At 64.0% G+C, this 20,636-nt stretch carries 20 protein-coding genes; 12 read left to right on the top strand and 8 right to left on the bottom strand.

The window, feature by feature from the left end:
• Positions 1-9: 9 nt before the first annotated feature.
• Positions 10-735: a methyltransferase domain-containing protein gene (locus ABZT12_RS00785; RefSeq protein ID WP_356375053.1), complete on the bottom strand. Its 726-nt coding sequence runs from the start codon at positions 733-735 to the stop codon at positions 10-12.
• Positions 717-1,712: a hypothetical protein gene (locus ABZT12_RS00780; protein WP_356375050.1), complete on the bottom strand. Its 996-nt coding sequence runs from the start codon at positions 1,710-1,712 to the stop codon at positions 717-719. The genes ABZT12_RS00785 and ABZT12_RS00780 overlap by 19 nt, the downstream gene beginning before the upstream one ends.
• 1,221 nt (positions 1,713-2,933) lie before the next feature.
• Between ABZT12_RS00780 and ABZT12_RS00775 the strand changes: the two genes are divergently transcribed.
• On the top strand, positions 2,934-3,686 hold the full coding sequence (locus ABZT12_RS00775; protein ID WP_356375047.1) for an FAD-dependent oxidoreductase: 753 nt from the start codon (positions 2,934-2,936) through the stop codon (positions 3,684-3,686).
• A gap of 164 nt (positions 3,687-3,850) precedes the next feature.
• Positions 3,851-5,521, top strand: coding sequence for a hypothetical protein (locus tag ABZT12_RS00770; protein ID WP_356375044.1), 1,671 nt, complete (start codon positions 3,851-3,853; stop codon positions 5,519-5,521).
• Positions 5,522-5,529: 8 nt separating this feature from the next.
• Here ABZT12_RS00770 and ABZT12_RS00765 read toward each other — a convergent pair whose 3' ends face one another.
• Positions 5,530-5,889 carry a hypothetical protein gene (locus tag ABZT12_RS00765; protein ID WP_356375042.1) on the bottom strand — a complete coding sequence of 120 codons (360 nt, stop codon included), beginning with the start codon at positions 5,887-5,889 and terminating at the stop codon, positions 5,530-5,532.
• A gap of 711 nt (positions 5,890-6,600) precedes the next feature.
• On the opposite strand from ABZT12_RS00765, the gene ABZT12_RS00760 reads away from it, so the two are divergent.
• Positions 6,601-6,945, top strand: a complete 345-nt coding sequence (locus ABZT12_RS00760) for a hypothetical protein (protein ID WP_356375039.1) — start codon at positions 6,601-6,603, stop codon at positions 6,943-6,945.
• 111 nt (positions 6,946-7,056) lie between these two features.
• On the opposite strand, the gene ABZT12_RS00755 is transcribed toward ABZT12_RS00760, so the two are convergent.
• Entirely contained in the window at positions 7,057-7,779 is a 723-nt protein-coding gene (locus ABZT12_RS00755; RefSeq protein ID WP_356375036.1) for a haloacid dehalogenase-like hydrolase, read from the bottom strand.
• Positions 7,780-8,173: 394 nt separating this feature from the next.
• Between ABZT12_RS00755 and ABZT12_RS00750 the strand changes: the two genes are divergently transcribed.
• From ABZT12_RS00750 to ABZT12_RS00715, 8 genes are all read left to right on the top strand, one after another.
• The gene (locus tag ABZT12_RS00750) at positions 8,174-9,412 is read left to right on the top strand and encodes a helix-turn-helix transcriptional regulator (protein ID WP_356375033.1); all 1,239 of its coding nucleotides are present in this window, start codon (positions 8,174-8,176) and stop codon (positions 9,410-9,412) included.
• A gap of 153 nt (positions 9,413-9,565) precedes the next feature.
• Complete coding sequence (locus tag ABZT12_RS00745; RefSeq protein WP_356375030.1) at positions 9,566-9,961, top strand: hypothetical protein; 396 nt, start codon at positions 9,566-9,568, stop codon at positions 9,959-9,961.
• Positions 9,961-10,155 carry a hypothetical protein gene (locus tag ABZT12_RS00740; protein WP_356375027.1) on the top strand — a complete coding sequence of 65 codons (195 nt, stop codon included), beginning with the start codon at positions 9,961-9,963 and terminating at the stop codon, positions 10,153-10,155. The genes ABZT12_RS00745 and ABZT12_RS00740 overlap by 1 nt, the downstream gene beginning before the upstream one ends.
• A 206-nt stretch (positions 10,156-10,361) precedes the next feature.
• Positions 10,362-11,366, top strand: a complete 1,005-nt coding sequence (locus tag ABZT12_RS00735; protein ID WP_356375024.1) for a hypothetical protein — start codon at positions 10,362-10,364, stop codon at positions 11,364-11,366.
• A gap of 79 nt (positions 11,367-11,445) precedes the next feature.
• Entirely contained in the window at positions 11,446-12,978 is a 1,533-nt protein-coding gene (locus ABZT12_RS00730) for an amino acid permease (RefSeq protein ID WP_356376657.1), read from the top strand.
• Positions 12,978-14,408 carry a glutamine synthetase family protein gene (locus ABZT12_RS00725; protein WP_356375021.1) on the top strand — a complete coding sequence of 477 codons (1,431 nt, stop codon included), beginning with the start codon at positions 12,978-12,980 and terminating at the stop codon, positions 14,406-14,408. Before ABZT12_RS00730 ends, ABZT12_RS00725 begins: the two co-directional genes overlap by 1 nt.
• A 32-nt stretch (positions 14,409-14,440) precedes the next feature.
• Positions 14,441-14,941, top strand: a complete 501-nt coding sequence (locus tag ABZT12_RS00720) for a LuxR C-terminal-related transcriptional regulator (RefSeq protein ID WP_356375018.1) — start codon at positions 14,441-14,443, stop codon at positions 14,939-14,941.
• 136 nt (positions 14,942-15,077) lie between these two features.
• Positions 15,078-16,019: an aminoglycoside phosphotransferase family protein gene (locus tag ABZT12_RS00715; RefSeq protein WP_356375015.1), complete on the top strand. Its 942-nt coding sequence runs from the start codon at positions 15,078-15,080 to the stop codon at positions 16,017-16,019.
• Here ABZT12_RS00715 and ABZT12_RS00710 read toward each other — a convergent pair.
• The 3 genes from ABZT12_RS00710 to ABZT12_RS00700 are packed head-to-tail and all read right to left on the bottom strand — an operon-like array spanning position 15,969 to position 18,923.
• Positions 15,969-17,177, bottom strand: coding sequence for a cytochrome P450 (locus ABZT12_RS00710; protein WP_356375012.1), 1,209 nt, complete (start codon positions 17,175-17,177; stop codon positions 15,969-15,971). The two genes, ABZT12_RS00715 and ABZT12_RS00710, sit on opposite strands and share 51 nt — an antisense overlap.
• Positions 17,178-17,181: 4 nt before the next feature.
• Positions 17,182-18,381, bottom strand: coding sequence for an MAB_1171c family putative transporter (locus ABZT12_RS00705; RefSeq protein WP_356375009.1), 1,200 nt, complete (start codon positions 18,379-18,381; stop codon positions 17,182-17,184).
• Entirely contained in the window at positions 18,378-18,923 is a 546-nt protein-coding gene (locus ABZT12_RS00700; protein WP_356375006.1) for a regulator component, read from the bottom strand. The genes ABZT12_RS00705 and ABZT12_RS00700 overlap by 4 nt, the downstream gene beginning before the upstream one ends.
• A gap of 354 nt (positions 18,924-19,277) precedes the next feature.
• Between ABZT12_RS00700 and ABZT12_RS00695 the strand changes: the two genes are divergently transcribed.
• Positions 19,278-20,120, top strand: coding sequence for a helix-turn-helix domain-containing protein (locus tag ABZT12_RS00695; RefSeq protein ID WP_356375003.1), 843 nt, complete (start codon positions 19,278-19,280; stop codon positions 20,118-20,120).
• Between the two features lie 50 nt (positions 20,121-20,170).
• Here ABZT12_RS00695 and ABZT12_RS00690 read toward each other — a convergent pair whose 3' ends face one another.
• Positions 20,171-20,617 carry a helix-turn-helix domain-containing protein gene (locus ABZT12_RS00690; RefSeq protein WP_356375000.1) on the bottom strand — a complete coding sequence of 149 codons (447 nt, stop codon included), beginning with the start codon at positions 20,615-20,617 and terminating at the stop codon, positions 20,171-20,173.
• Positions 20,618-20,636: the final 19 nt, after the last annotated feature.

The following is a 20,636-nucleotide window of genomic DNA, read 5'->3' as shown; positions in this document are numbered from 1 at the left end:
GCGGCAGCCTCATCGTGCAGCGCCTTTCTCCGGCTCCACCCTGCTCTGGATGAGTGCCAACTGGGTGGTCCTGCCTCCCCCGGCGTCATCGCTACGGGTGAGCGAGAAGTCGGCGATCTCCAACCCTCGTGCCCGAACAAACGCACAGAACTCCCGGCTGGCCCACTCTCGGACATGGGAGGTATTGCGGGGAGGGCCCGGGTCCGCGGGGCCGGCCCGCAGCTCGCGTGCCGGAGTCGACAGCACCGCCGCTCGCGCACCACCGTGGAGGAGCGATCCGATGAGGTCCATCGCAACCTCGGGATGGACAAGATGCTCAAGCACGTCCGAACAGACCAGGACAGTCCGACGAAGCACTTCGACAGGTAGCGAAAGTGTGCGGCACGTCTCCAAGTCCGCTTCGACCCACTGCCCGAACGGCAGGTTCTGCTGACACCAGGCGATGTTGGGGCCGATGTCGACGCCGATGTACTCCCAACCGGGCTGTGCGGCTTGCAGAGTGACGAGCTTGCCACCACGTCCGCAGCCAAGGTCGATGACCACGTCGCAATCGTTGGCCAGTGCCACCTGGGCGGCGAAGGGGTAGACGTCCGGTTGCCAGACGACACCGTCCTGTTCGTCATCGACGAAGTACTCCGGCGTACCCCGCTGTTCATAGCCGAACGGAAGGAAGTAGAGGTCGGGATCGAGCCCTGGCTCGACCACGTAGCCAGCGGCTATATCGTTTGTTGGCACAGCGCTTCCTCCCTGAGTGCTTCGACTTTCGCCCACGCTCGCCCGCTGTTGATCGCCGCTTCCGCCTGGCCGTAGCCATCCGTCAAGTCCCGGGCGAGCCCGGCTGCCATCAGCATCACGGCGCTGTTCAAGGCGATCAGATGTACATGCGCTGGGTTTCCTTCTCCGGCGAGGGCGTCCAGCACCCACTGCACCGCCTCCGTCGCTGATCTCGGTGGGTGGACGGAGTTCGGCGAGCTCAACCCCAGGTCTTTCAGGTCATCTGCCTCGAACGTGTGGACGGCGCCGACGGTGCCGCCTGTCAGGCGGCAGGTGAGGGAACGATCCCCCAGCCCGAACTCGTCAGCGAAGTAGCCGGCGGTGTTGCCCGAAGCCACGACGAGTGCTTCCGAGACCCCGAGATGGCCGAGCACGCGGGCTGCCAGATCGACCTTCGGGTGCGCGAGGCCGAAGACCAGGACCCCACCGCGAAGTCGCGCCGCAAGGGCAGCCAGGCCGAAGCTGAGTGGGTTGAGGACGTGGAATCGGCCCCCGTACACCTGGTCCAGGACGGGAATCATGTCCTCGATCGGGACGAACGCCAAGCGTGAGCGCTCGACCGCCGTAATGATGCTTGAGCGGGTACGGCTGTGCGGTAGGCCGAGGCTTTCCGCGAGGTCCCGTGAACCCATGACGGAGGATGTGGCCCGTGAACCCATCTTGACCACGGAGGCGCCGGCTGCGGCGGCCACGATCGCGCTCGATGTCGAGACGTTGAAGGACTTGATCCCCTTCTTACCGCTTCCCGCGAGAAGCAACAGGCGTGATCCCGAAGGGGAGGGGAGATCGAAAGTCTCCACCTCGTCGAGTGAGAGGGCCGCACGCAGAACCTCGACGACATCACTTTCAGCTGGACCGCGAGCCATGAGACCTGTCAGCACGGCGGTCAACAGGTTGTCCCGGGCCGCGTGGTCGGGCAGAGCCGCGAGGTCGAGCATCGCGCGTCCAACCGTCCCCGAAGCGATGGGAAGCCCGAGACTGACGCGATACAGCACGTCTCGGACGGATGGTGGCGGTGATTGGCAGTCGGACCCGTTGGCTGGGCGCCTGCGCGGCAGCCGTATATCGCCGTTAACCCCCACCAAGCAACACCTTCCTGATGCGATAACAGCCCAATGACCCTCCCGAGTAGTGCGATGCCGCGTTACCGACGCGGCATTCGTCTCGACAGGTGCGGCCTCCTGCGCCGGGCAGTCCTCGGTGGAACGAGGCACGTGTGCCGGCTTCCCGCCAACGAGGTTGGAGGCGCGGCTGCCCACCCATGCCTTCCTGCCCGCGTCGACCAGGTGAACGTGATCTACGTCATGCTCCAATGGTGTACGGCATGGCCTCTTCGGGAGGGACCGCAGAAGCCTTCGACGTCCTGAGGGCGGGTAGGCGGGCAGGTCTCGCAAGTGGGCGCCGCGACGGTGGAATTTAGTACCAATCACTTGCTTGTGAAGGAAATCGCCAAAATCAAGCGCGGTGGTCACGATCGTCGGCTGGAATGCTGCGGAACGTCTGCGGGTGGTGGCCGGAAAGCCCCTCATCGACTGGTGCGGCCACGCTTGGACGGGTAACCGCGCGCCGGACTCCATAGGAACGCCCCCTTGCGACTGGGTGTGCAGAGACCATTCCACTCTGCTATCGCCGTGAGCGGACAAGCTGTCCGTAGGAATCTTCTGCCGAAGCCCTTGACGAACAGGATCTGTGTGCTAAGTCCCGCATTCCACCGTCCGAAGCAGGCGCGCGAGATGATCCGTGATCGCCTGCACACGCAGTCGCTGTTCGATGACGCCGTCGTGGCCGACGTGTGCGAGGCCCTGCACGTCGCGCCCGCCGACTTCCCCCGGGACCTGCCGTCGGCCCCCTCATGTCCTTCCCCGGAACCGTGCAGGCGCTGCACGTGCTGAGCGAGGTGGCGACCGTCGGGACGTTGTCCAGCGTGACCGGTACGGATGCGTACACCGAAGGGCTTCGGCGCCGCACCGCGCCATGGGTGAGCGACTTCTTCCCGTCATGCCGCATCGGCTTTGGCAAGCCGGACCAGCGGGCGTTCCTCGCTGTTGCCGCGCAATGTGGCGTGGCCCCGGTGCACATCCTCCATCCATATCGGGGATGTCCTTCCAGGCGGGGAAATACGCGGGTTCGGCCGCGGGACCTCCGGATACGGTCGGAGCATGACCACAACCGGCAAGATCGTCATTGTTGGCGGAGGTGTCACGGGTCTGACCGCGGGAGTGGCACTCCTCGAAGCAGGCTTGCCCGTACACCTGGTGTCAGGACAGATCCCTGGCCCTACGTCGGTCGCCGCGGGCGCGATGTGGGGCCCTTGTCTGGTTGAACCGTGGCCGAAGGCACGGCGGTGGAGCCTTGTACTACAGCCGCAGACCTTGAACCGGCGGTCAGAACCGGTCAGCCTCGATCGTCGAGATGCTGGCTGCTTCGTCTGGCAGGCGGCACGGTCGAGGGTGGTCACTCCGCAGGTGTCGAACCGATCAGCTTCGATCAGGGCAACGAAGATCTGCGGCTGTAGTACTCATCAACGACGACATAGCCGCTGTCCTCGTAGGCTTCTCCCGCCGCGAGTTTCTCCTCCGCCTGCCGAGCACGCAGGGACACAAGCGCTGCTTGCAAGAGCTTGGGCAGCGGGGGACACGCTTACCGTTTTGGATCTTGGGGTCTTCTCCACGACCCTGTTCCGCTGCCCCTTCGGCAGGCTCCGGTCATACACGATGGTGCGCGCATTCCCGACGGCGATAGCGCCATCTTCGCGGCGGAGGTCAATGTCCTGCCAGCGCGTACCACACACCTCGGCGGGGCGCTCGGCGATAAGTCAGAAGCATCACGCCAAACAGGCGGTCACCCTTGGGCGCCTCGATAAAGGCCTTGACCTCCGATGCGTCCCAGGGTCGGCGTTTCGCGAGAATTAGTCTATACCCCTCCATTCGTAATGTGCCAATAGCCCAATTATCTATAGGGCGAAGGAGTCTGATGTCTGATGCATCACCCCATTAGGCGCCTCCAAGATGCAGTTGAAATCACATCATGCAAGAGTGTGCCCTACTTGGTGTGAGTAATACCTGCGAAGGAGGCGGTGAGCATGGTTACGAATCAAAAACTACAAGAAATTTCTATGGGGCTTATTGATATTCAAGCCGAATGGCGACTTCGGGCCATTGAGCGTATCGACCTCTCGAGCGAGCTATGGGGAGAGCACGTGCGAGAGATTCATGTGCTGCCACTAAAGGATTCAGTAGCGTCGTTGTATTTCAAAAAAAGACACTCAACAGCGCACTTCGATGTCGGCGCGAATCTAACATTTGCACTTTCAGAGACTCAGAAGGACAAGAAAATCGAACTAGTCCTGCCCATTGCGTATCTTCCGAGAGTTCCAATCTTGGACCTTCACATCGAGGTGGCAGGAAAACATGTTTACAGGATTCCCTTGGATGAAGGTGCGTGGATCCATGCAGGATATGTAGCGCGTCTGGCAGATATCGCCGGGCTAGGTGTAAGTCTTGAACTAAGGATCCTCCTGAGCGCACTCTTGTATTTCCCTTCGCAAGAGTATGAAAAACTCTGGAGCAAGTACAATCAACTAAAAATCCGGAGTCCCAAGAGCTGGTACTACTGGACAAAGGGGAGGGTGGTCAGATTCGACCCAGGGCGAGAGTATCTTCAACACTGTGAATCAATCTTGAAGTTCAAGATCCGCAGGCTAACTTACCAGAAATGGAAAAGATACTGCTCAGAGATTGGAGAAATCGTTCAAAGGTATGAGTCAACCGATTACAAGAGCTCTTGTGAAAATCCAATCATGGCCCTTCCGCAGTTCGCTCGCGAAATGCTACGCATTCGGGATAGAGAGCTAACCGAAGGAGTTGTTACTAACACACTTGAAGAGCTGCTGGATCTCCTGAAAAAGGCTGTCGAGGAAAAGGATAAAAGCGATGATGAGGAAAAGGAGGCCGCTAAGCGCCGCCTCCTCAGGACTTACGCCATCAGCGGGCTACGCTGGATGGTGTTCGCGAAATGTTCCGTGCCTAAAAACAAGTCTTTCATTATCACGGTGGAAGAAAAGAGGCCGATCCACTTCACGGCGAAATGGCACACTAAACCAAACCGTGGAACGGTTCTTCCTATTACTGGGCATTATGGGAAAACGGCCTGGAAAATTATTTCGTTCAACGATGCTGCAACCAACCATCTAAGTATCCGTGTATCGGATACTGCCGTAAAGCTTCACCACTGGCCCGATGATCACCAAATCCTTGGTGACAAATGCGAGCCGATCCTTGACCTGCCTGATGAGGAAGAGAAAACTTCCGAGCTGTATATCCGGCAGGACTCGACACCAAATCGGAATGGACGGATCTGGGTACGATGCCATCTTAGGCTCAATAGACTTATGTCGTGGATGCTCTCGCTGACAATTGCCATCACCATCGCTGGCATCGGACTTTTGTGGTGGAGAGGGATCGCCGAGTATCACCACCCCGGATCGCAAACAACGACAGTCTCGACAAATCAAAAGATTCCGCTAGTTATTACCCAAAACACTTCAGCGGACCACGGCCTGAGTGCCAAGGATGCTGCGGTGATTCTCATTCCCGTGGCATTTTCGGCTGCTTTCCTGCTTTCTAGGGATACGTCTACCATGAGTGCCAGTCTGAGAAGGCTGCGGCAGTCTATTCTCCTCGCTTCACTCTTCTTACTCCTAGGCTCTGCCTTCATCCTTTACTTCCTCCATCACGTCATCGATTGACGAGCTAGCTAGACGATGGTTGCAGCGAGTAGGGCTGTTGTTGCGCCAATAGCAAGAAACATCCCGGAGGCGATGTAACATCGCATGGCAGGGTCATTCTCCTTGAATGACTTTGAGAGATCAACAAGGTGTGTTCCGGAACCCCGAATCAATTCCAGCTTCTCCCGCTTCCTCTGCAAATCTTGGGCGTCATCTGGAAGCTCCGTAACGTGCCTCTTAGTGGCTCTGGCCGTGGCTTTGAGAACCTTTTTCGCGTAATTATCTATGGGGCGATGAAAGCGAAGTTGAATGAAAGCCCCCACTATGAGCATCGTAATCATGCTCACCAGTGAAGCGAAGATCGTGACGTAAACAAGTTCCTTCGCCATAAATGCCACCCAGTCTCTATCCAAACGGTAGGATCAACGACGCTTAGAGTCAACTCGGCCACTCATCGAGCGCGGCAATGTACCGGAAGACCTTTCTTCGAGTCGACGCCTGCAACGTGGCGGTGTCAAATCGTAACTAAGAGTGAATGAGAGCGTGGGGCAAATAGCCCTCTCGGATACACGCTGTAATTACGCGCATCTTTGAAGATCGAACGGCCTGAAGGGGAGAGGCGACCATTGACGCCAGCCTCTCAGCCGGATGATTCTGAGAGTGCACCACTGGGAGGCCCATGATGGCCGGTGACTCGTACTACAGCCGCAGATCTCCGTTGCCCTGACACCTGCGGGGTGACCACCCTCGACCGTGCCGCCTGCCAGACGAAGCAGCCAGCATCTCGACGATCGAGGCTGACCGGCTCTGACCGCCGGTTCAAGATCTGCGGCTGTAGTACCTGTCTCTCTCGACGTCTTTCGAGGATTGTCAGGCGACCCTGCTACTGGCGTTCGGATGGTCAGCGGCGTCGAAGCTGCCCGGAAGGCGATGTCCGCCCCGGAGTGGAGCACCTTGCTGCTCGTGGTTCCAGGGCGGCTATCGCTTCACGGTTCCTCTCATCGACATGCCCCTCTACCTCCAGTACCTTCTGCGGCGGTTCCGGGAGGCCGGAGGCACGGTGCAGCGGCAGTTCGCTCGACGAGATCGACGACGGATCTGTGATCGTCAACTGCGCCAGGCTGGGCGCCGGCGAGCTCGCTGCGGATGACAGCGTGCGACCGATCCGCGGCCAGCATGTGGTCGTGAAGAACCCGGGCATCACGGAGTTCTTCTCCGAGGACACGGGCCTGTCGCCCGACCTCGTCTGCATTTACCCGCACGGTGAGACCGTGGTTCTCGGCGGCACGGCGATCGACGGCGAGGCGGGCCTCCAGGAGGATCCCGCCACGGCAAGGCGATCGTCGAGCGCTGCGCGGCAGTCGAACCTCGGCTGGCGAAGACTCCCGTCATCGCGTCCCGAGTCGGAGCACGGCCAACACGCTCCGAGGCGCGTGTCGCGGTAGACAGCCGCAGTGATTGAGTCCCGGTGCTCCACAACTGCGGCCATGGCGGTTCCGGCGTCACGTTGTCGTGGGGCTCGTTCAGGAGATCGTCCAGCTGGTGACTGCCACCGGTTAGGAGAGGAGCTCCGCGATCGCCGTCTCTACCCCCTCAACGTCTTCCAGAGTCCGAAGAACGACGTCCGCGCCGGCTCGTTCGAGTTCCGCTGCTGACGTTGTACCGGATGCGATACCGATGACGGGGACGCCGCCTCTGTCCCTGCCGGTACGTACGTCTTCCAACGAGTCCCCGATGATCACTGAGTTGGAATGGCCGAAGAAGACGCCGTACTTGGCCTGCGCTCGCTTCTGCGCGATGCCGACGAGAGCAGGGCGATGGTGGTCATCGGACGCGTACCCGCCGATCTCGGTGTTCACGAACGACTTGAGGTCGAAGGCTCCGAGCTTCAACATGGCGTTTGTCTTGAGGTTTCCGGTGACCACGGTCGCTACGAGATCCGACCGGTCCCGTACTGCCCTCAGAGCAACGACAACTCGTGACATGAGCTTTCCCTGTTGCCGAAGGTCAGCCGTGTGCGCAGCAAGTCGCTTCGGCAGAAGCTCGATAATGAGTGGCAGCAGCTCCCGCGCCCGGCCATCAGGAACGCCGTTGTCCAGGAGCATCGCGCGGATCGCCAGGGGCATCGTAACGCCCGTGCCGCGTGCCGGCAGATGCTCGACCGGGTACCCGACGATCTCCGCAAAGGTCTCCCGGTAGACCTGCCGATCGATCTCGCCGACGTACAGCAACGTGCGGTCGATGTCCCACAACACGAGGGACCGTTCGGCTCCAGCCACTCCCGACTCCTTGCCTTCGGCCAGGACGGCACCGCCCGAGTGCCGCAGGCGCTCTGGATGACTGGCTACGGTCTGCGACCGGCGGCGAACGGGGGTTTCCGGCACGTGCAGGAATCGCGCGGACAATCTGTCCGTAGGCAGTTCGCTGTCCACCTCTTGACTGGAGAGCGACAGTCCTACTCACCCTCTGCCCGCATCGTCCCGACATGCCTCACTTCGACCACACGGTCGGAGGTCCGGTAGGGAGCTGCAAGCTACCTCTGGTCGGTTCTGCAGTTCCACGTCGGGGGCGCGATGTCATCGGCTCTGTTAACAGTTGGCGACCACGGGCGCAGGCTTGGACATTATCCGTACTCTGATCGAAGTGCTTCATCGCGAAGGGACACGTCCACCGATGACTGAAAACCTGACGCTGGGAGACCGTCTCCGTATCGCTCGCAGGACACGGAAGCTGTCTGCCGCTCAACTGGCACAGAAGGTCGCCGTCTCCCCGAGCTACGTGCAGAAGCTGGAGTCGGGCGCGCGGAAGGCTTCACCCTCACTGGTGCTGGCGCTCGCCAAGGCGCTGCGCTTCGGCCCTGAGGTTCTGACCGGCCAGCCGTACTACGGTGAGCCGGAGGCCGAGGACGGCGTCCACGCCGTCATCCCTGAGCTCCGCCGCCTCCTGCTCTGCTACGACAGCCCCGACGACCTGGAGATCGCTCCCAGGGCGCTTCCCGTGCTCGCCTCGGAAGTCGACCAGGTGGCGGCCCTGCGCCGCGACGCCCGGTACGCCCCGATGGGCCCCCTGCTGCCGCCGATCATCACTGAGTTGACGCACGTGGCCCTCGGTGGTGGCAACGGCGATGAGGGCAAGGCGTTCTGGCACCTGGCGCGCGCCTACCGCGCCGTGAACTCGCTGGCCCACAAGATGGGCCACCACGATCTGTCGAATACGGCGCTGGAGCGGGTCCGGTGGGCGGCAGACCACTCCGGCGACCCGCTGATGCAGTTCACGGCCGGCTACCTGGTCGCAGGGGCGATGCTCCGCCAGGGCGCCTACTCGCCTGCTCGCCGCAAGCTCCTCGCGCTGCGGACCGAGTTGGAGAGGTTCCAGCCGGAGCGATCCTTCACGGATGACGCGCTCGCTGTCGACGGTGCGCTGCTGTTGAAGCTGGCCGTGCTGGAAGCCCGCGAGAACAACTCGGACCGTGCGGATGCGTACCTGCGCGAAGCCGAGCAGGTGGCAGGTATGGCGGGCAACCGTGATTCCCTGGCGTACGAGATGTCGTTCGGTCCGACGAACATCCGCATCCACGAGGTGCACGCGATGATCGACATGGGCGACACCGAGCAGGCTCTCGCCCGCCTCACCGAGTGGTCTCCGGTTTCTGGCGGCGAGTGGACGCCGCCGGCCACGACCGTCGGGGAGCGGTCGAGTCACCACTTTATCGACGTGGCTTCCGCGAAGCTCGCCGTGGGCGACCGGGCTGGTGCCTTCAGCGATCTCAAGCGTGCTCGGAAGGTTGCTCCGAACCACACGCGTTTCCATCCGTCCGTGCGTGAGACCACTGCGGCACTGCTCAGGGTGGATGCCCACCCATCTAACGAGCTTTCAGCATTCGGTAGTTGGGCAGGTATGAGCACAACTTGAGCCCCTGTCAAGGGGCTTGGCGAGTGAAACCCACGGACAAGCTGTCCGCGCACAGAACTTGCTGAGTGGAATGGTCTCCTTACACATAGTGGTGAGGAGACCGTTTCCATGTCTGACGCCAATCCAGCAGCTCGTGCGCTACCGCCGCGCTGGATGCCCATCGGTGAAGAGCCCGAGCTGTGCTCCGCGGGCGAATGGTGGGATGCCGTACGCGCTGTGGAGGCCCTGGGCCGGCGCGCGATCGAGATCCTCAACGAGGGCGACGAGCCGGTCGGCCCGGTGATCCTGGACGCCGGTGGGCCGGAGCCTCGGCTGTACTTCCTGGTTCCCGTGGGCACCGCGGCCCGCTGGGATGAGCCGGGGACTGTCGCGCTGGGCCAGAAATGCCACGTCGTCGTGCCGTCCGCCGAGAGCACGACACCTCCGGGGATGCACTGGCATGTCCTCCCGAGCGGCCCGCGATCGCTGACCCGGCCTGATGCGCTCCGCCGTGCGCTGAGCCAGGCACGCAGGGAGCGGCGAGGGTCTGCGGAGGAAGCGGCCTCCTGATGGCCCTGAGCATCTCTTTAGTCCTGGTGCTCGGCATCCTCGTGGTCGTTCTGATCCGTGCGAAATCCGTTAAGCCCGGACCAGCGATCGTCTGCGTGCTCTTCGGGTTCTTCCTGGCGAGTACGTCCATGGCCCCGAACATCAACCGCTTCGTTACCAGCATCGCGGACATGATCGGCCAGATCCGCTTCTAGGACGACCGACTCGGTACCCAGCCACCCGCCGCTCGGACAGCGGTTCACCCTTGCCCTTCGCGGCCCCATCCCCTCACTTGCCTAAGGCCCCCGATGACATTCACATCCGTCCAGGAGAGCACGGCACCTCGTATGGTCCGCACGCATCGGAGGAACGGCTCCGATCCCGCTCGCAGGCGTCGCGTCGTCTGTGGAGAGGGACTCTGATGGGTCTCGTGTATCACCCGGCCGGCCACGACGACGACCTGCGCGTCGCCCTAGTCGAGTTAGAGGCTGGGCGTTGGAGAACGGCACGGGAGCTGCTGCTGGATACGGGCACCCATTGGGGGCTGCGAACGTCACGTACCCAACTGCTGGCGGTGGCAGCGGCCCGCTCGGACGTGGTCGGCGTGTGGCTCGCCGAAGAGCCCGGCAGTTACGACGCGCAACTGATGAACGTGCGCGTGGCCGTCGAGCGGGCATTGCGTGCACACCGTCAACAGCATCCACAGACTTCGGAGTTCGAGATCAAGGCGCGGCGTGAGGCCTTGCTGACAGCTCGTCGTGCGCAGCACGATCCTGTGCCGTGGGTGTGCCTGGTGGCGTTGGCTCAGATCGACACACGGCAACTGCGGCGTGAACACCGCCTGATATCCGCCGAACCGATGCTGCCCAGTGGTCCGTGGGGACTGCTCTACGAAGTCAACCAGCGGGATCCGTACAACCGCGAGGCCTACCACCGCGTTCTGCAGTTCCTGCTCGCCCTTGAGGGGCCGCGCGCGGCTTCCTTGGCCGCGATCTTTGACTTCGGACGGTGGATCGCGTCGCAGCGGCCTGTCGGATCGCCACTGTTACTTTTGCCCGCGTACGCGCAGATCGAGCAGCGTCGGCGATCGCGCGCCGATCCGCTGTGGCGGCGCCAGTGGGCGCAGGAGACGACGCTCGACTGCACGCTGAACGCCTTCCACGACTGGTTCCACAAGACGAACGCCGAGCAGCGTTCGGTGGCTGATCTGAACCTTCTTGCCTATGCGTTGTGGGCGGGCCACCAATACCTGGAAGCAGCCGAGGTGTTCGAGGCGATGGGCTCGTACGCGGCCCATGAGCCGTGGACTTCGGCCCATGACGGAGCCGCAGGACCAGACCCCGGCGGGACGCTGCTTCTTCGAGCGCGAGCCGAGTCCCTTTCCTACGCCCGCACCCACAAGCCGCGCGCCGGACCGCACCCGTGATCAACATCGGCTGCCCATCCCGTCCCGGATTGGCATGAACCCGCCCAGTCTCATTTCCCCTGAACCTTGGAGGTCGTCCATGTCCCGTTTGAATTCCACCCACCGTGCCACGCCCCGAAAGCCGGACGATACGTATCTGCGGGAGCTCGGATACGAGCCCGTACTGACCCGGCGCATGGGGCCGTTCGGGAACTTCGCGATTTCCTTCTCCGTCATCAGCGTCTTGTCCGGCTGCATGACGTTGTACGGATTCGGCCTGAACACCGGCGGTCCCTCCGTGATGCTGTGGGGCTGGGTGCTCGTCGGTGCCATGGTGATGTTCATCGGCGCCGCGCTGGCCGAGGTGACCTCCGCTTACCCGACGTCTGGAGCCCTGTACTACCAGGCGGAGCAGCTCGGCGGCCGCAAGTGGGGCTGGTACACGGGCTGGCTGAATTTGCTCGGGTTGCTCGGCGCGATTGCCGGAATCGACTACGGTGCCGCCTTGTTCACCGGCGCGTTCCTGAACCTGCAGTGGGGCTTCGAGCCGACGCCGGGCAAGATCATGATGATCTACGTGTGCATCCTGGTCCTGCACGCCACCTTGAACCTGTTCGGGGTACGGCTGGTCAGCGTCCTCAATAGCATCAGCGTGGTGTGGCACCTGGTCGGCGTCATAGTGATCGTCGGTGCACTCGTGATCGTGCCCTCCCACCACCAGTCCCCCGACTTCATGTTCGGCGAGTTCGTCAACAACACCGGCTGGTCCAGCCCCCTGTACGTGGCGGTGCTCGGGCTGCTGCTGGCGCAGTACACGTTCTGTGGCTACGACGCGTCTGCGCACTTGAGCGAGGAGACGACTGACGCTCAGGTGTCCGCACCGCGCGGGATCATCCATTCGATCGGCTGGTCATGGCTGGCCGGTTTCGTTCTGTTGGCCGGGCTCACGTTCGCTATCCAGGACTACGCGGGCACCGTGGGTACGGCGACGGGGGTTCCGCCGGCGCAGATCTTCCTCGACGCGCTGGGCATGGCGGGGGCGAAGGCGCTGCTCCTGGTCGTGATCGCTGCGCAGTTGTTCTGCGGCAACGCCGAGACGGCCGCCGCGAGCAGGATGGTGTTCGCGTTCTCCCGTGATGGGGCACTCCCGGGCTCGCACTTGTGGCGGCAGGTGGACCGGCGCACCGGGACCCCGCGCAAGGCCGTGCTCCTGGCCGTCGTGTGCGCCGCGATACTCGCTCTGCCGAGCATGTACAGCCCGGTCGCGTACGCGGCGATCACCAGCATCAACGTGGTCGGCATCACGCCGGCCTACGCAATCCCGATCTACCTGCGCATCAAGAACCGGGACCGATTCCGACCCGGTCCGTGGAACCTCGGCCGCTGGGGCGTGGCGGTCGGCACGATCGCGGTCATCTGGGTCGTGTTCGTGACGGCGCTGTTCTGCCTGCCGCAGGTCCGCCCCGACGGCGGCGGTCTGGTGTCCGTCGAGACCTTCAACTACGCGCCGGTCGCCTTGCTCGTCGTCCTTGCGATGGCCTGGGGATGGTGGCACAAGCAGGGCAGCTCATACGAAGTCCCGGCGCAGAACTTCGACCGCTCCGCGAGCACGTATGAAGACGAGGTCGTGTGATGACGGGGGCCGCGACGAGCAATGGCGCTCTGGCACACCTCAGCACGGCAGCCGCTCCTGCTTCGGCTGGACGCTCGGAGAAGGCCTTCTCTCTGACTGACCTGCGCAACCTCGTCAAGGCCGGCGCGATCGACACCGTGCTGCTGGCCGTCCCCGATCTGCAGGGCCGGCTGAAGGGGAAGCGGTACGACGCGAACCACTTCCTCAAGCGCGTCGCGCATCATGGCGCCGAGGTGTGCGCCTACGTCCTGGCCACTGACGTCGACATGAGCCCGGCGGACGGCTTCGCACTGACCTCGTGGGAGACCGGCTACCAGGATCTGTCCGTGCAACCGGCTCTGCCGACCCTGCGCGTGGTGCCGTGGCTGCCGCGCACCGCCATCGTGCTCGGCGACGCCGTGCTTCACGACGGAACACCCATCGAGATCGCGCCTCGCCAGATCCTCCACCAGCAGTTGACCCGGTTGTCCCGGCACGGCCTGCACCCCAAGGCAGGGATCGAGACCGAGTTTGTCCTCTACAGGGGCACGTACGCGGACGCGGAACAGGCCGGCTATCGGGGCCTGCGGCCGTTGACGACGGAGAACCTGGACTACTCCCTCGATCACGATCCGATCTCAGACCGGTTCTGCCGCCGTCTTCAGCGGGCGCTGGCCGGCGCCGGGATGCCCGTGGAAGCGATCAAGACCGAGGCTGGCCTTGGCCAGGTCGAGGTGACCTTTCCGTACGGTGGCGCGCTCACCGCCTGCGACCGGCACCTGCTCTTCAAGCACGCGGTGCGCACCCTGGGCTCGCGCGCGGGTCTGGCGCCCACGTTCATGGCGGCCCCGGAAACCGGTCGGGCCAATGGCCTGCACCTGCATGTGTCGCTGTGGTCGAAGGCCATCAGCCAACTCAACGAGCCCGGCAGCGGCTACGAGCTGTCCCGGATCGGGCAGCATGCCATCGCGGGTCTGCTCGCCGGCTTGCCCGAGTTGGCCCTTTTCTACGCGCCCAACGTCAACTCCTACAAGCGGTTCACGCCCGGCTCGTTCGCACCAACCACGTTCACGTGGGGCTACGACAACCGCACCTGCGCGGTCCGGGTCGTCGGCCGGGGCGAAGGTCTGCACTTGGAGATCCGTGTGCCGGGTGCGGACGTCAACCCTTACCACGCCCTGTCCGCGGTCCTGGCGGCGATCGACCACGGTCTTCAGCGGAAGCTCGCCCTTGGTCCCGAAGAGACCGGCAACGCCTACCGCTCGGGTGGGATCCCCGTGCCACCCACCCTCAGCCACGCTCTGACCGCCTTCCAGAACAGCGCCTTCGCGGAGGAAGCCTTCGGCGCCGAGGTGGTCGAGCACTACGCCCGGCTCGCCCAACTGGAACTCGACCACGACCAGCGCATAGTCACCGATGCCGAGCGGCAGCGGTGGCTGGCCCGCGCCTGACACCCCCCTCCTCTCAGAGAGGATCTACACCCGTGAGTGCCCGACCGGCGCGTCCGTCCCCTCCGCTGCTTGATCTCACACCGGCACAGGTTCGGATCGCCAACAAGATCGCGCAGGGCCAGAGCACCGAAACGATCGCCTCCGACCTCACGATCACCGCCGGAACCATCAACGTGCAGATGAAGCACTGCGGTCAGAAGCTCGGCGTGCGCGGTCGCGCGGCCGTCGTCCACGCCTGCTTCGTCACCGAGCAGCTCCAGCGCCCCGAGAAGGCCGCCTTCCCGGCCGCCTTCTCGGAGGCGGAGATCGAGACGTGGCGCATGGTCGCCACCGGTGCGACGTCGAAGGACTACGCGCAGAAAGCCGGCATCAGCCGCGACGAAGCTCTGCGGCGGGTCAGGGCGATGCGAGAGCGCGTCAAGGCGGACAACGACCCGCACTTTGTGACGCTCGGCTGGAGATACGAGGTGCTCGACGAGTCTCTCGTCGAGATGGTCTCAGGCACCGTCCTTCCCGTCCTGGCGCGCAGATGACCAGGTCAGACCGCATTGTCAGAGACTCTTGCCAAGCTGCCCACCCACACGCGAACACCGAATGCATCCAACCGGTCACACCTTGTGGTGCGGCGGGATGGCTCGGCGAACAGAAGGGCGTACCAACGTGACCGACATGCCCGGCGCACTCCACCAGCTGGTGGACTCGGTGACCAACGCGTACACGTTGGTTGCCGAACGCCCTCGGCCCGGAGACAGCCGGCCGTCCGTCTGGGAGGTCAACGGCCCCGGTGGCGAGCGGTGGTTCGCCAAGCAGCACGCCGGCCCCAAGCTGCACCGGCGGGAGGTGTTCGCCTACAGGAACTGGACGGTCGCCCTCGGCGCGGACCGCGCCCCCGAACTGGTCACGGCGGACGAGGAGACGCGCACCATCCTGGTCACCGCCGTGCCCGGGTGCAGCCTCGACAAGCTCCATCTGCCGGCCGAGCAGGAACGCAAGGCGTACGAACAGGCCGGTGAACTGCTCGCCCGGCATCACGCTGCGGTCGCAGACGGGCCGACATCTGAAACCAACGAGGAGGAGTGGGAGCAAGCGGCCAATGATCTTCTGGACCGCACCGGCATGTACGTGCTGGAACACGACGTCGCGCTGGTGCGCGAGCTCACCAAACAAGCCCCGCCGCGCCTGCCGCTGGTGGCCGGGCACGGCGACTACATGCCCAAGAACTGGATGTGGGAGGAGACCGAGCAGCTGCTGCGGGTCATCGACTTCGAACGTGTCGAACTCCGCCCCGCCGCCTACCGGGACATGAGCCGCTTGCGCTACCGGATCTTGCACCATCACCGCCCCCTCGACGGCGCTTTCCACCACGGATACGGCCGTCGCCTGACCGAGGAGGAACAGGTCGCGTGCCGGGCGTACGCGGCACTGGATGCCCTGGACTCGCTGTCCTGGGGAATCCAGCACCGTGACATCGGACTGGTCGACGAGGCCCACACCATGCTGGAGAACCTGCGCCTGGAGCACGGCAGGCGCGTGTGGGGCGGGTGGAGCGCGTGTTACTCGTCAAGCCGGAAGGCGGGGAAGAGTGGTGGCTACGGTCAGGACGGGAAGTGAAGCCAGTCCGCGCACAAGGCGGGTGCGCCGCCAGTCCAGTTGATCAGGCGATACGGCAAGCCGAATCCCTGGGAAGCGGGACAGGATCGTGCGCAGGGCGATGTCGGCTTCGGCCTTGGCCAGCGGAGCACCGACACAGCGGTGGATGCCGTGGCCGAAGCCGAGATGGCCGACGGCATCCCGATCCAGTTTGAGCTGGTCCGGCGACGAGAACCGCTCCGGATCCCGGTTGGCTGCTCCAAGGGCGACCAGCACCGGGACACCGGCCGGGATCTCGGTGCCGCCAAGCGTGACGGCCTCCGTGGTGTACCGAAAGGTGGCCGTGCTGACGGGCGAGTCGAAGCGAAGTAGCTCGTCCAGCGAGGTTGGGACGTCCTCGGGGTTGCTGCGCAGGCGTTCCAGCTCAGCTGGGTGCTGGAGCAGGGCCAGGGCGGCGTTGCCGAGGAGGTTGGTGGTGGTCTCGTGTCCGGCGACGAGCAGCAGCACGGCCAGGGAGACCAGTTCCTCCTCGCTGAGTTGGTCGGTTCCGTCGCGGACCGCGATGAGGCGGTCGAGCAGCGCATCACCTGGCCGCAGGCGCTTGGCGGCGATGAGGCCGGTCATGTAGTCGGCCACGGAGTGGGAGGCCGCGTCGATGCGGTCGGGCTTCCCCGCGGCGAACAGCTCGGCGGACCAGCGCTGGACCTCGGGCCGGTCGGCCTCCGGCACCCCCAGCAGCTCGCAGATCACGATGACAGGCAGAGGTACCGCCAGGCTGGCGATGAAGTCGACCTGTCCGCCCACCGGCCACCGGTCGAGCAGCGTGTTGGTCACCCCGGCGATGAACGGGCGCAATTCGGCGACTGCGCCCGTCGTGAACGCCTTGGTCACCAGCTTGCGCAGGCGGGTGTGTTGTGGCGGGTCGCTGGCCAGCATGTTGTGCGCAACCGCTGGGTGCAGGCGGCGTCGCGACCTCTTGTCGGCGAAGAAGGCGGCCGTGTTCTTGGAGAGCCGTGGGTCGCCGAGTGCCTGCCGGGCCTCCGCGTACCCGGTGACCAGGTAGCTGCTGTGTCCACTTGAACCGGTGGGAACGGCTTGCACCGGGCACGCGGACCGCATGGCCGCGTAGGTGGGGTAGGGGTCGTGCAGGAATCGAGGGTCCTTGGTCGGGTCGTTCATGCTGTCAGGCTCCAGCCGGTTCCGGTTGGCCGCCGTCGGCGACACGCAGAGTCCCGCCGTGCGCATGCGCGTACGCTTCGGCGATCCGGAGAAGCCACTGCGTCTCCGCACGGAGGTCTCCGGCACGGGAAGCGGTGTCCGTAGCCGACGGTACGGCGACCTCGTCGGCGGGATGGCCGCTCTGCAAAGCGGCCAGTGCTGCCTTGACGACCATAGCTTCGACGATCGCGGAGCCCTGCTCTGTCCCGGCGTCGACGGTCCGCTGGGCGGCTTCGTACACGCTCCGGGAGCAGTACGGGCGCACGGCGAGAATGCCGTCGCTGATCTCGATGACACGCCGCTGGAGGAGGAAGTCGGAGTCGTTCGCGCCGTCCTCGTCGATGTCTGCGGCCGACAGGACGATCTCCGGCATTGCGGCCGACAGGTCCTGCCAGAGGGGGCCGAGTGCGTCGAAGGACCGCACCTCCCAGCGGTGGCGGCGGGCCTGACTGATCGGATAGACCACAGCGGGCAGGGTGAGGCCGAGGCAGATCAGCAGAACCGCGAGGGCTGGGGAGGTCACGCTGAAGACGCATGGCACGGCGACCAGCGAGGAGCACCGTGCGTGGTCGGGGACGAGGTGAAGGTCCAGGCCCAGGGAGAAGAGGACCGTGACCTTGTACGCGGCGTAGACCAGGGCGAACACGCAGCCTGCCGCTGCCATCCGGAGGCCGATCCGAACGCTGCTTCTGCGGGTCGACTTCGACTGCCGCAAGGTCTGCTGCAGGAAGTCGACGATGGCGAAGCCCAGGTACGAGATGAAAAGGAGCAGGTAGAGCGCGTACACCTGCGGCGAGCGGTGCGTCATCTGCTCGACAGTGAGCAGCACCGCCATGCCGGACACAGAGGCGCCGAGAAGGAAGAGCCGCAGACGGATGCGGCGCCGCGCTTCCGCAGGTTGCAGGTTGACTTGGAAAGAGACGGCCAGCACAGAGGTGGCAGCGGCCAGAGACGCGGAGTTACTCAGCAGCCGGGCCACGTGCGGCACGATCGCTTCGACCGCGTTCTCGAACAGCGGCGCGTAGGTAGCGAAGGCCAGAGCGAACGAAGCGAGGAGGGCGCCCATGGCCCAGGTGCCGGCCGGACGGGGCTTACCCCGACCAAGGATCCAGTAGCTGGCAGCCGCTGCGAGCAGGCAGGCCATGCCAAGGAAAACGGCATTCATCGTGCGCGGAACCGCCCTTTCTTAATGGGCTGGGCGAAGAGTGCTTCCCAGCTGTCCGATCCCTTTTCAGGCCGACGAGGAGGGGATTCACGTTCGCGATAGATGCGCTGGCGAATGATGGTCGCCATCATCTCTGCTTCGCGTTCGTCGGCCGTCGAGTAGCTTGTGCGTCCCGACATGCGCATCACCAGCGTGGGATTGACCCCGAGTATGTGCGCTGTGTCGGCGTCGACCTCCAGACTCCCCGGATGGTCGCAGTACACGTGGCACAGTTCATGCGTCAATATGTGTCGCTGGTGATGCACAGAGGTGCCCTCCTCGTAGTAGAGGAGATCGGCATCTGGCGTCTCCAGGCGTAGACCACACGGCGCATCGATCGCACCGAGTGTGTTCAGAGGTCTCAGAATGATGGGCTTACCACGAAGGGCGGTTATCGCCTCGCGCAATTCGCGCGTACTGAAGCGATATGGCAGTCGCAAGCGATCGACCTGCTCCTCGCACGATTTACGCAGCCGACTCTTGTCGACTTCCGGCAAGGGCATCGCAATCCTCCCTCGGCCTGACTGTGCGCCAAATTGCTACGTGAGCGATGGCAAGAGGATGGCAAGAAGAAGGCGGAACTCGCAGTTCCTGGAACTGGCAGTTCCGGTTACGGATGGTGATCGTTCTGGGGGGTGTGCCGCAAGGGGCGGCCCGGCTCGTCAGATTTCCCGATCTTGATCCACGTCGGGTGATCTGCGACGGCCTCAAGAAGTTGGGTTAAGTGATGCGGTTGGTTCAACAGTCGACTATCCGTTATGTCTGACTACTCTGAATGACTGCTTCATGATCGTTTGATGGGTCATCGGGGCATGTTGTGATATATGGCACGTGATCATCTGGTCTAGCCTCACGGCATGGACTCTCGGGGCGAGCAGGGCGACGGCGGTGAGCTCGACGGCGAGTCCCTGTCTGAGCTGCTGCGTTCCTGGCGGAGACGGGTGGATCCCCGCGCATTCCCGGGTCTTGCATCGCAGGGCCGGCGGAGCATGGGGCTCTCGCAACGTGATGTGGCCCGACTGACCGGCGTGAGCGAGCGTTGGTACAGCTCGCTGGAGCGAGGCAAGGAAGCCGGCTACTCGGCAGACTTTCTCGACCGTCTGTCGTCCGCTCTGCAACTGAGCCGCGCTGAACGCCACGCGCTGTACTTGAGGGCTATCGGACGTCCGCCGGCCCTCGCCGTCGTGCCGGAAGCGGACGCCGCAGCAGAAATGGACGAGGCGCTCCAGAGATTCCTCGACAATCAGGCGCCCGACCCCGCCTTCGTGACGGACCTGGTGTGGAACGTGATCGGCTACAACGAGCCGCTGCGTGACTGGTTCCCGTGGGCCGTCCACCAGGCCAACCAAATGCGGTGGGCCTTTCTCGATCCGGGGGCTCGCGAGCAGCTCGTGAACTGGGAGCAGGACTGGGCACGGCCCTACCTGGGGCAGATTCGCTATGCGCGGGCCCATTATCCCGAGAACGAAGCCCTGCGGATCCTTGAGCGCGACATTCTCGCGGGGTCTCCGGACGCACGGAAGATCTGGGACCGCCGTGAGGTGTACGAGCATGCCGACGGTGAACTGCGCAGGCTCAAGGTGCCGCACCATCGGGGCCGGGAAGTCCCTGTTCGCATCGTCGCTTTGCGACCCATGCGTAGCGACCGGCTCCGTGTGATTGTGCTGATGGAGGAACGCCGAGGAGCCGCCAGTGCCTGATCGGCCTGGGGGCAGACCCGTCCGCGCTGCGGTTCATGTCTGGGTGAGGGTCATTCGTCGTCGAGCAGTCCGGAGTCGTCCGAGTCATCCGGCATACCTTCGAGCCGCCGGGCTTGGTCGATCACCGCGTTCAGCATCTGCAGGCTCGCCGTGCTGAGCCCGTTGGCGCGCAGGGCGACCCTGCGCACTTCCCGGTCGCGCATCGCCGCGACCACCTGAATCTCGGCACGCGTCCGCTCGGCCACCTCCTCGTCGAAGAAGTAGCCGGGAGGCACGCCGAAGAAGCCGGCCAGCGCCCGGATGGTCTGCATCTTCGGGTTCGTGTTGGTCCCGGTGCGGAGCTGTTGGATGGCGCTTGCCGAGATGGCCACACCGGAGGAGTCGCGGATGCCCTGCGACACCTCCGCGTACGTGTAGGAGCCGCGCTCCTTCGGGTGTACCTCCCGGAACAGGTAGTCGAGCAGCTCCGCGAAGGCGCGCTCGTGCTTCTCGGTCATCTCCAACCCTTCCTCATGT

Origin of the sequence: Streptomyces sp. NPDC005423 (assembly GCF_040606415.1) — a bacterium.
Taxonomy (GTDB): Bacteria; Actinomycetota; Actinomycetes; order Streptomycetales; family Streptomycetaceae; genus Streptomyces.
This window is presented reverse-complemented; position numbering and strand designations above follow the sequence as displayed.

Bases quoted from the DNA above. Each gene is read 5' to 3' on its own strand.
- ABZT12_RS00780 (WP_356375050.1), bottom strand. From the start codon at position 1,712: ATGCTCGACCTCGCGGCTCTGCCCGACCACGCGGCCCGGGACAACCTG.
- ABZT12_RS00775 (WP_356375047.1), top strand. From the start codon at position 2,934: ATGACCACAACCGGCAAGATCGTCATTGTTGGCGGAGGTGTCACGGGT.
- ABZT12_RS00765 (WP_356375042.1), bottom strand. From the start codon at position 5,889: ATGGCGAAGGAACTTGTTTACGTCACGATCTTCGCTTCACTGGTGAGC.
- ABZT12_RS00750 (WP_356375033.1), top strand. From the start codon at position 8,174: ATGACTGAAAACCTGACGCTGGGAGACCGTCTCCGTATCGCTCGCAGG.
- ABZT12_RS00745 (WP_356375030.1), top strand. From the start codon at position 9,566: ATGCCCATCGGTGAAGAGCCCGAGCTGTGCTCCGCGGGCGAATGGTGG.
- ABZT12_RS00740 (WP_356375027.1), top strand. From the start codon at position 9,961: ATGGCCCTGAGCATCTCTTTAGTCCTGGTGCTCGGCATCCTCGTGGTC.
- ABZT12_RS00735 (WP_356375024.1), top strand. From the start codon at position 10,362: ATGGGTCTCGTGTATCACCCGGCCGGCCACGACGACGACCTGCGCGTC.
- ABZT12_RS00730 (WP_356376657.1), top strand. From the start codon at position 11,446: ATGTCCCGTTTGAATTCCACCCACCGTGCCACGCCCCGAAAGCCGGAC.
- ABZT12_RS00725 (WP_356375021.1), top strand. From the start codon at position 12,978: ATGACGGGGGCCGCGACGAGCAATGGCGCTCTGGCACACCTCAGCACG.
- ABZT12_RS00715 (WP_356375015.1), top strand. From the start codon at position 15,078: ATGCCCGGCGCACTCCACCAGCTGGTGGACTCGGTGACCAACGCGTAC.
- ABZT12_RS00710 (WP_356375012.1), bottom strand. From the start codon at position 17,177: ATGAACGACCCGACCAAGGACCCTCGATTCCTGCACGACCCCTACCCC.
- ABZT12_RS00705 (WP_356375009.1), bottom strand. From the start codon at position 18,381: ATGAATGCCGTTTTCCTTGGCATGGCCTGCCTGCTCGCAGCGGCTGCC.
- ABZT12_RS00700 (WP_356375006.1), bottom strand. From the start codon at position 18,923: ATGCCCTTGCCGGAAGTCGACAAGAGTCGGCTGCGTAAATCGTGCGAG.
- ABZT12_RS00695 (WP_356375003.1), top strand. From the start codon at position 19,278: ATGGACTCTCGGGGCGAGCAGGGCGACGGCGGTGAGCTCGACGGCGAG.
- ABZT12_RS00690 (WP_356375000.1), bottom strand. From the start codon at position 20,617: ATGACCGAGAAGCACGAGCGCGCCTTCGCGGAGCTGCTCGACTACCTG.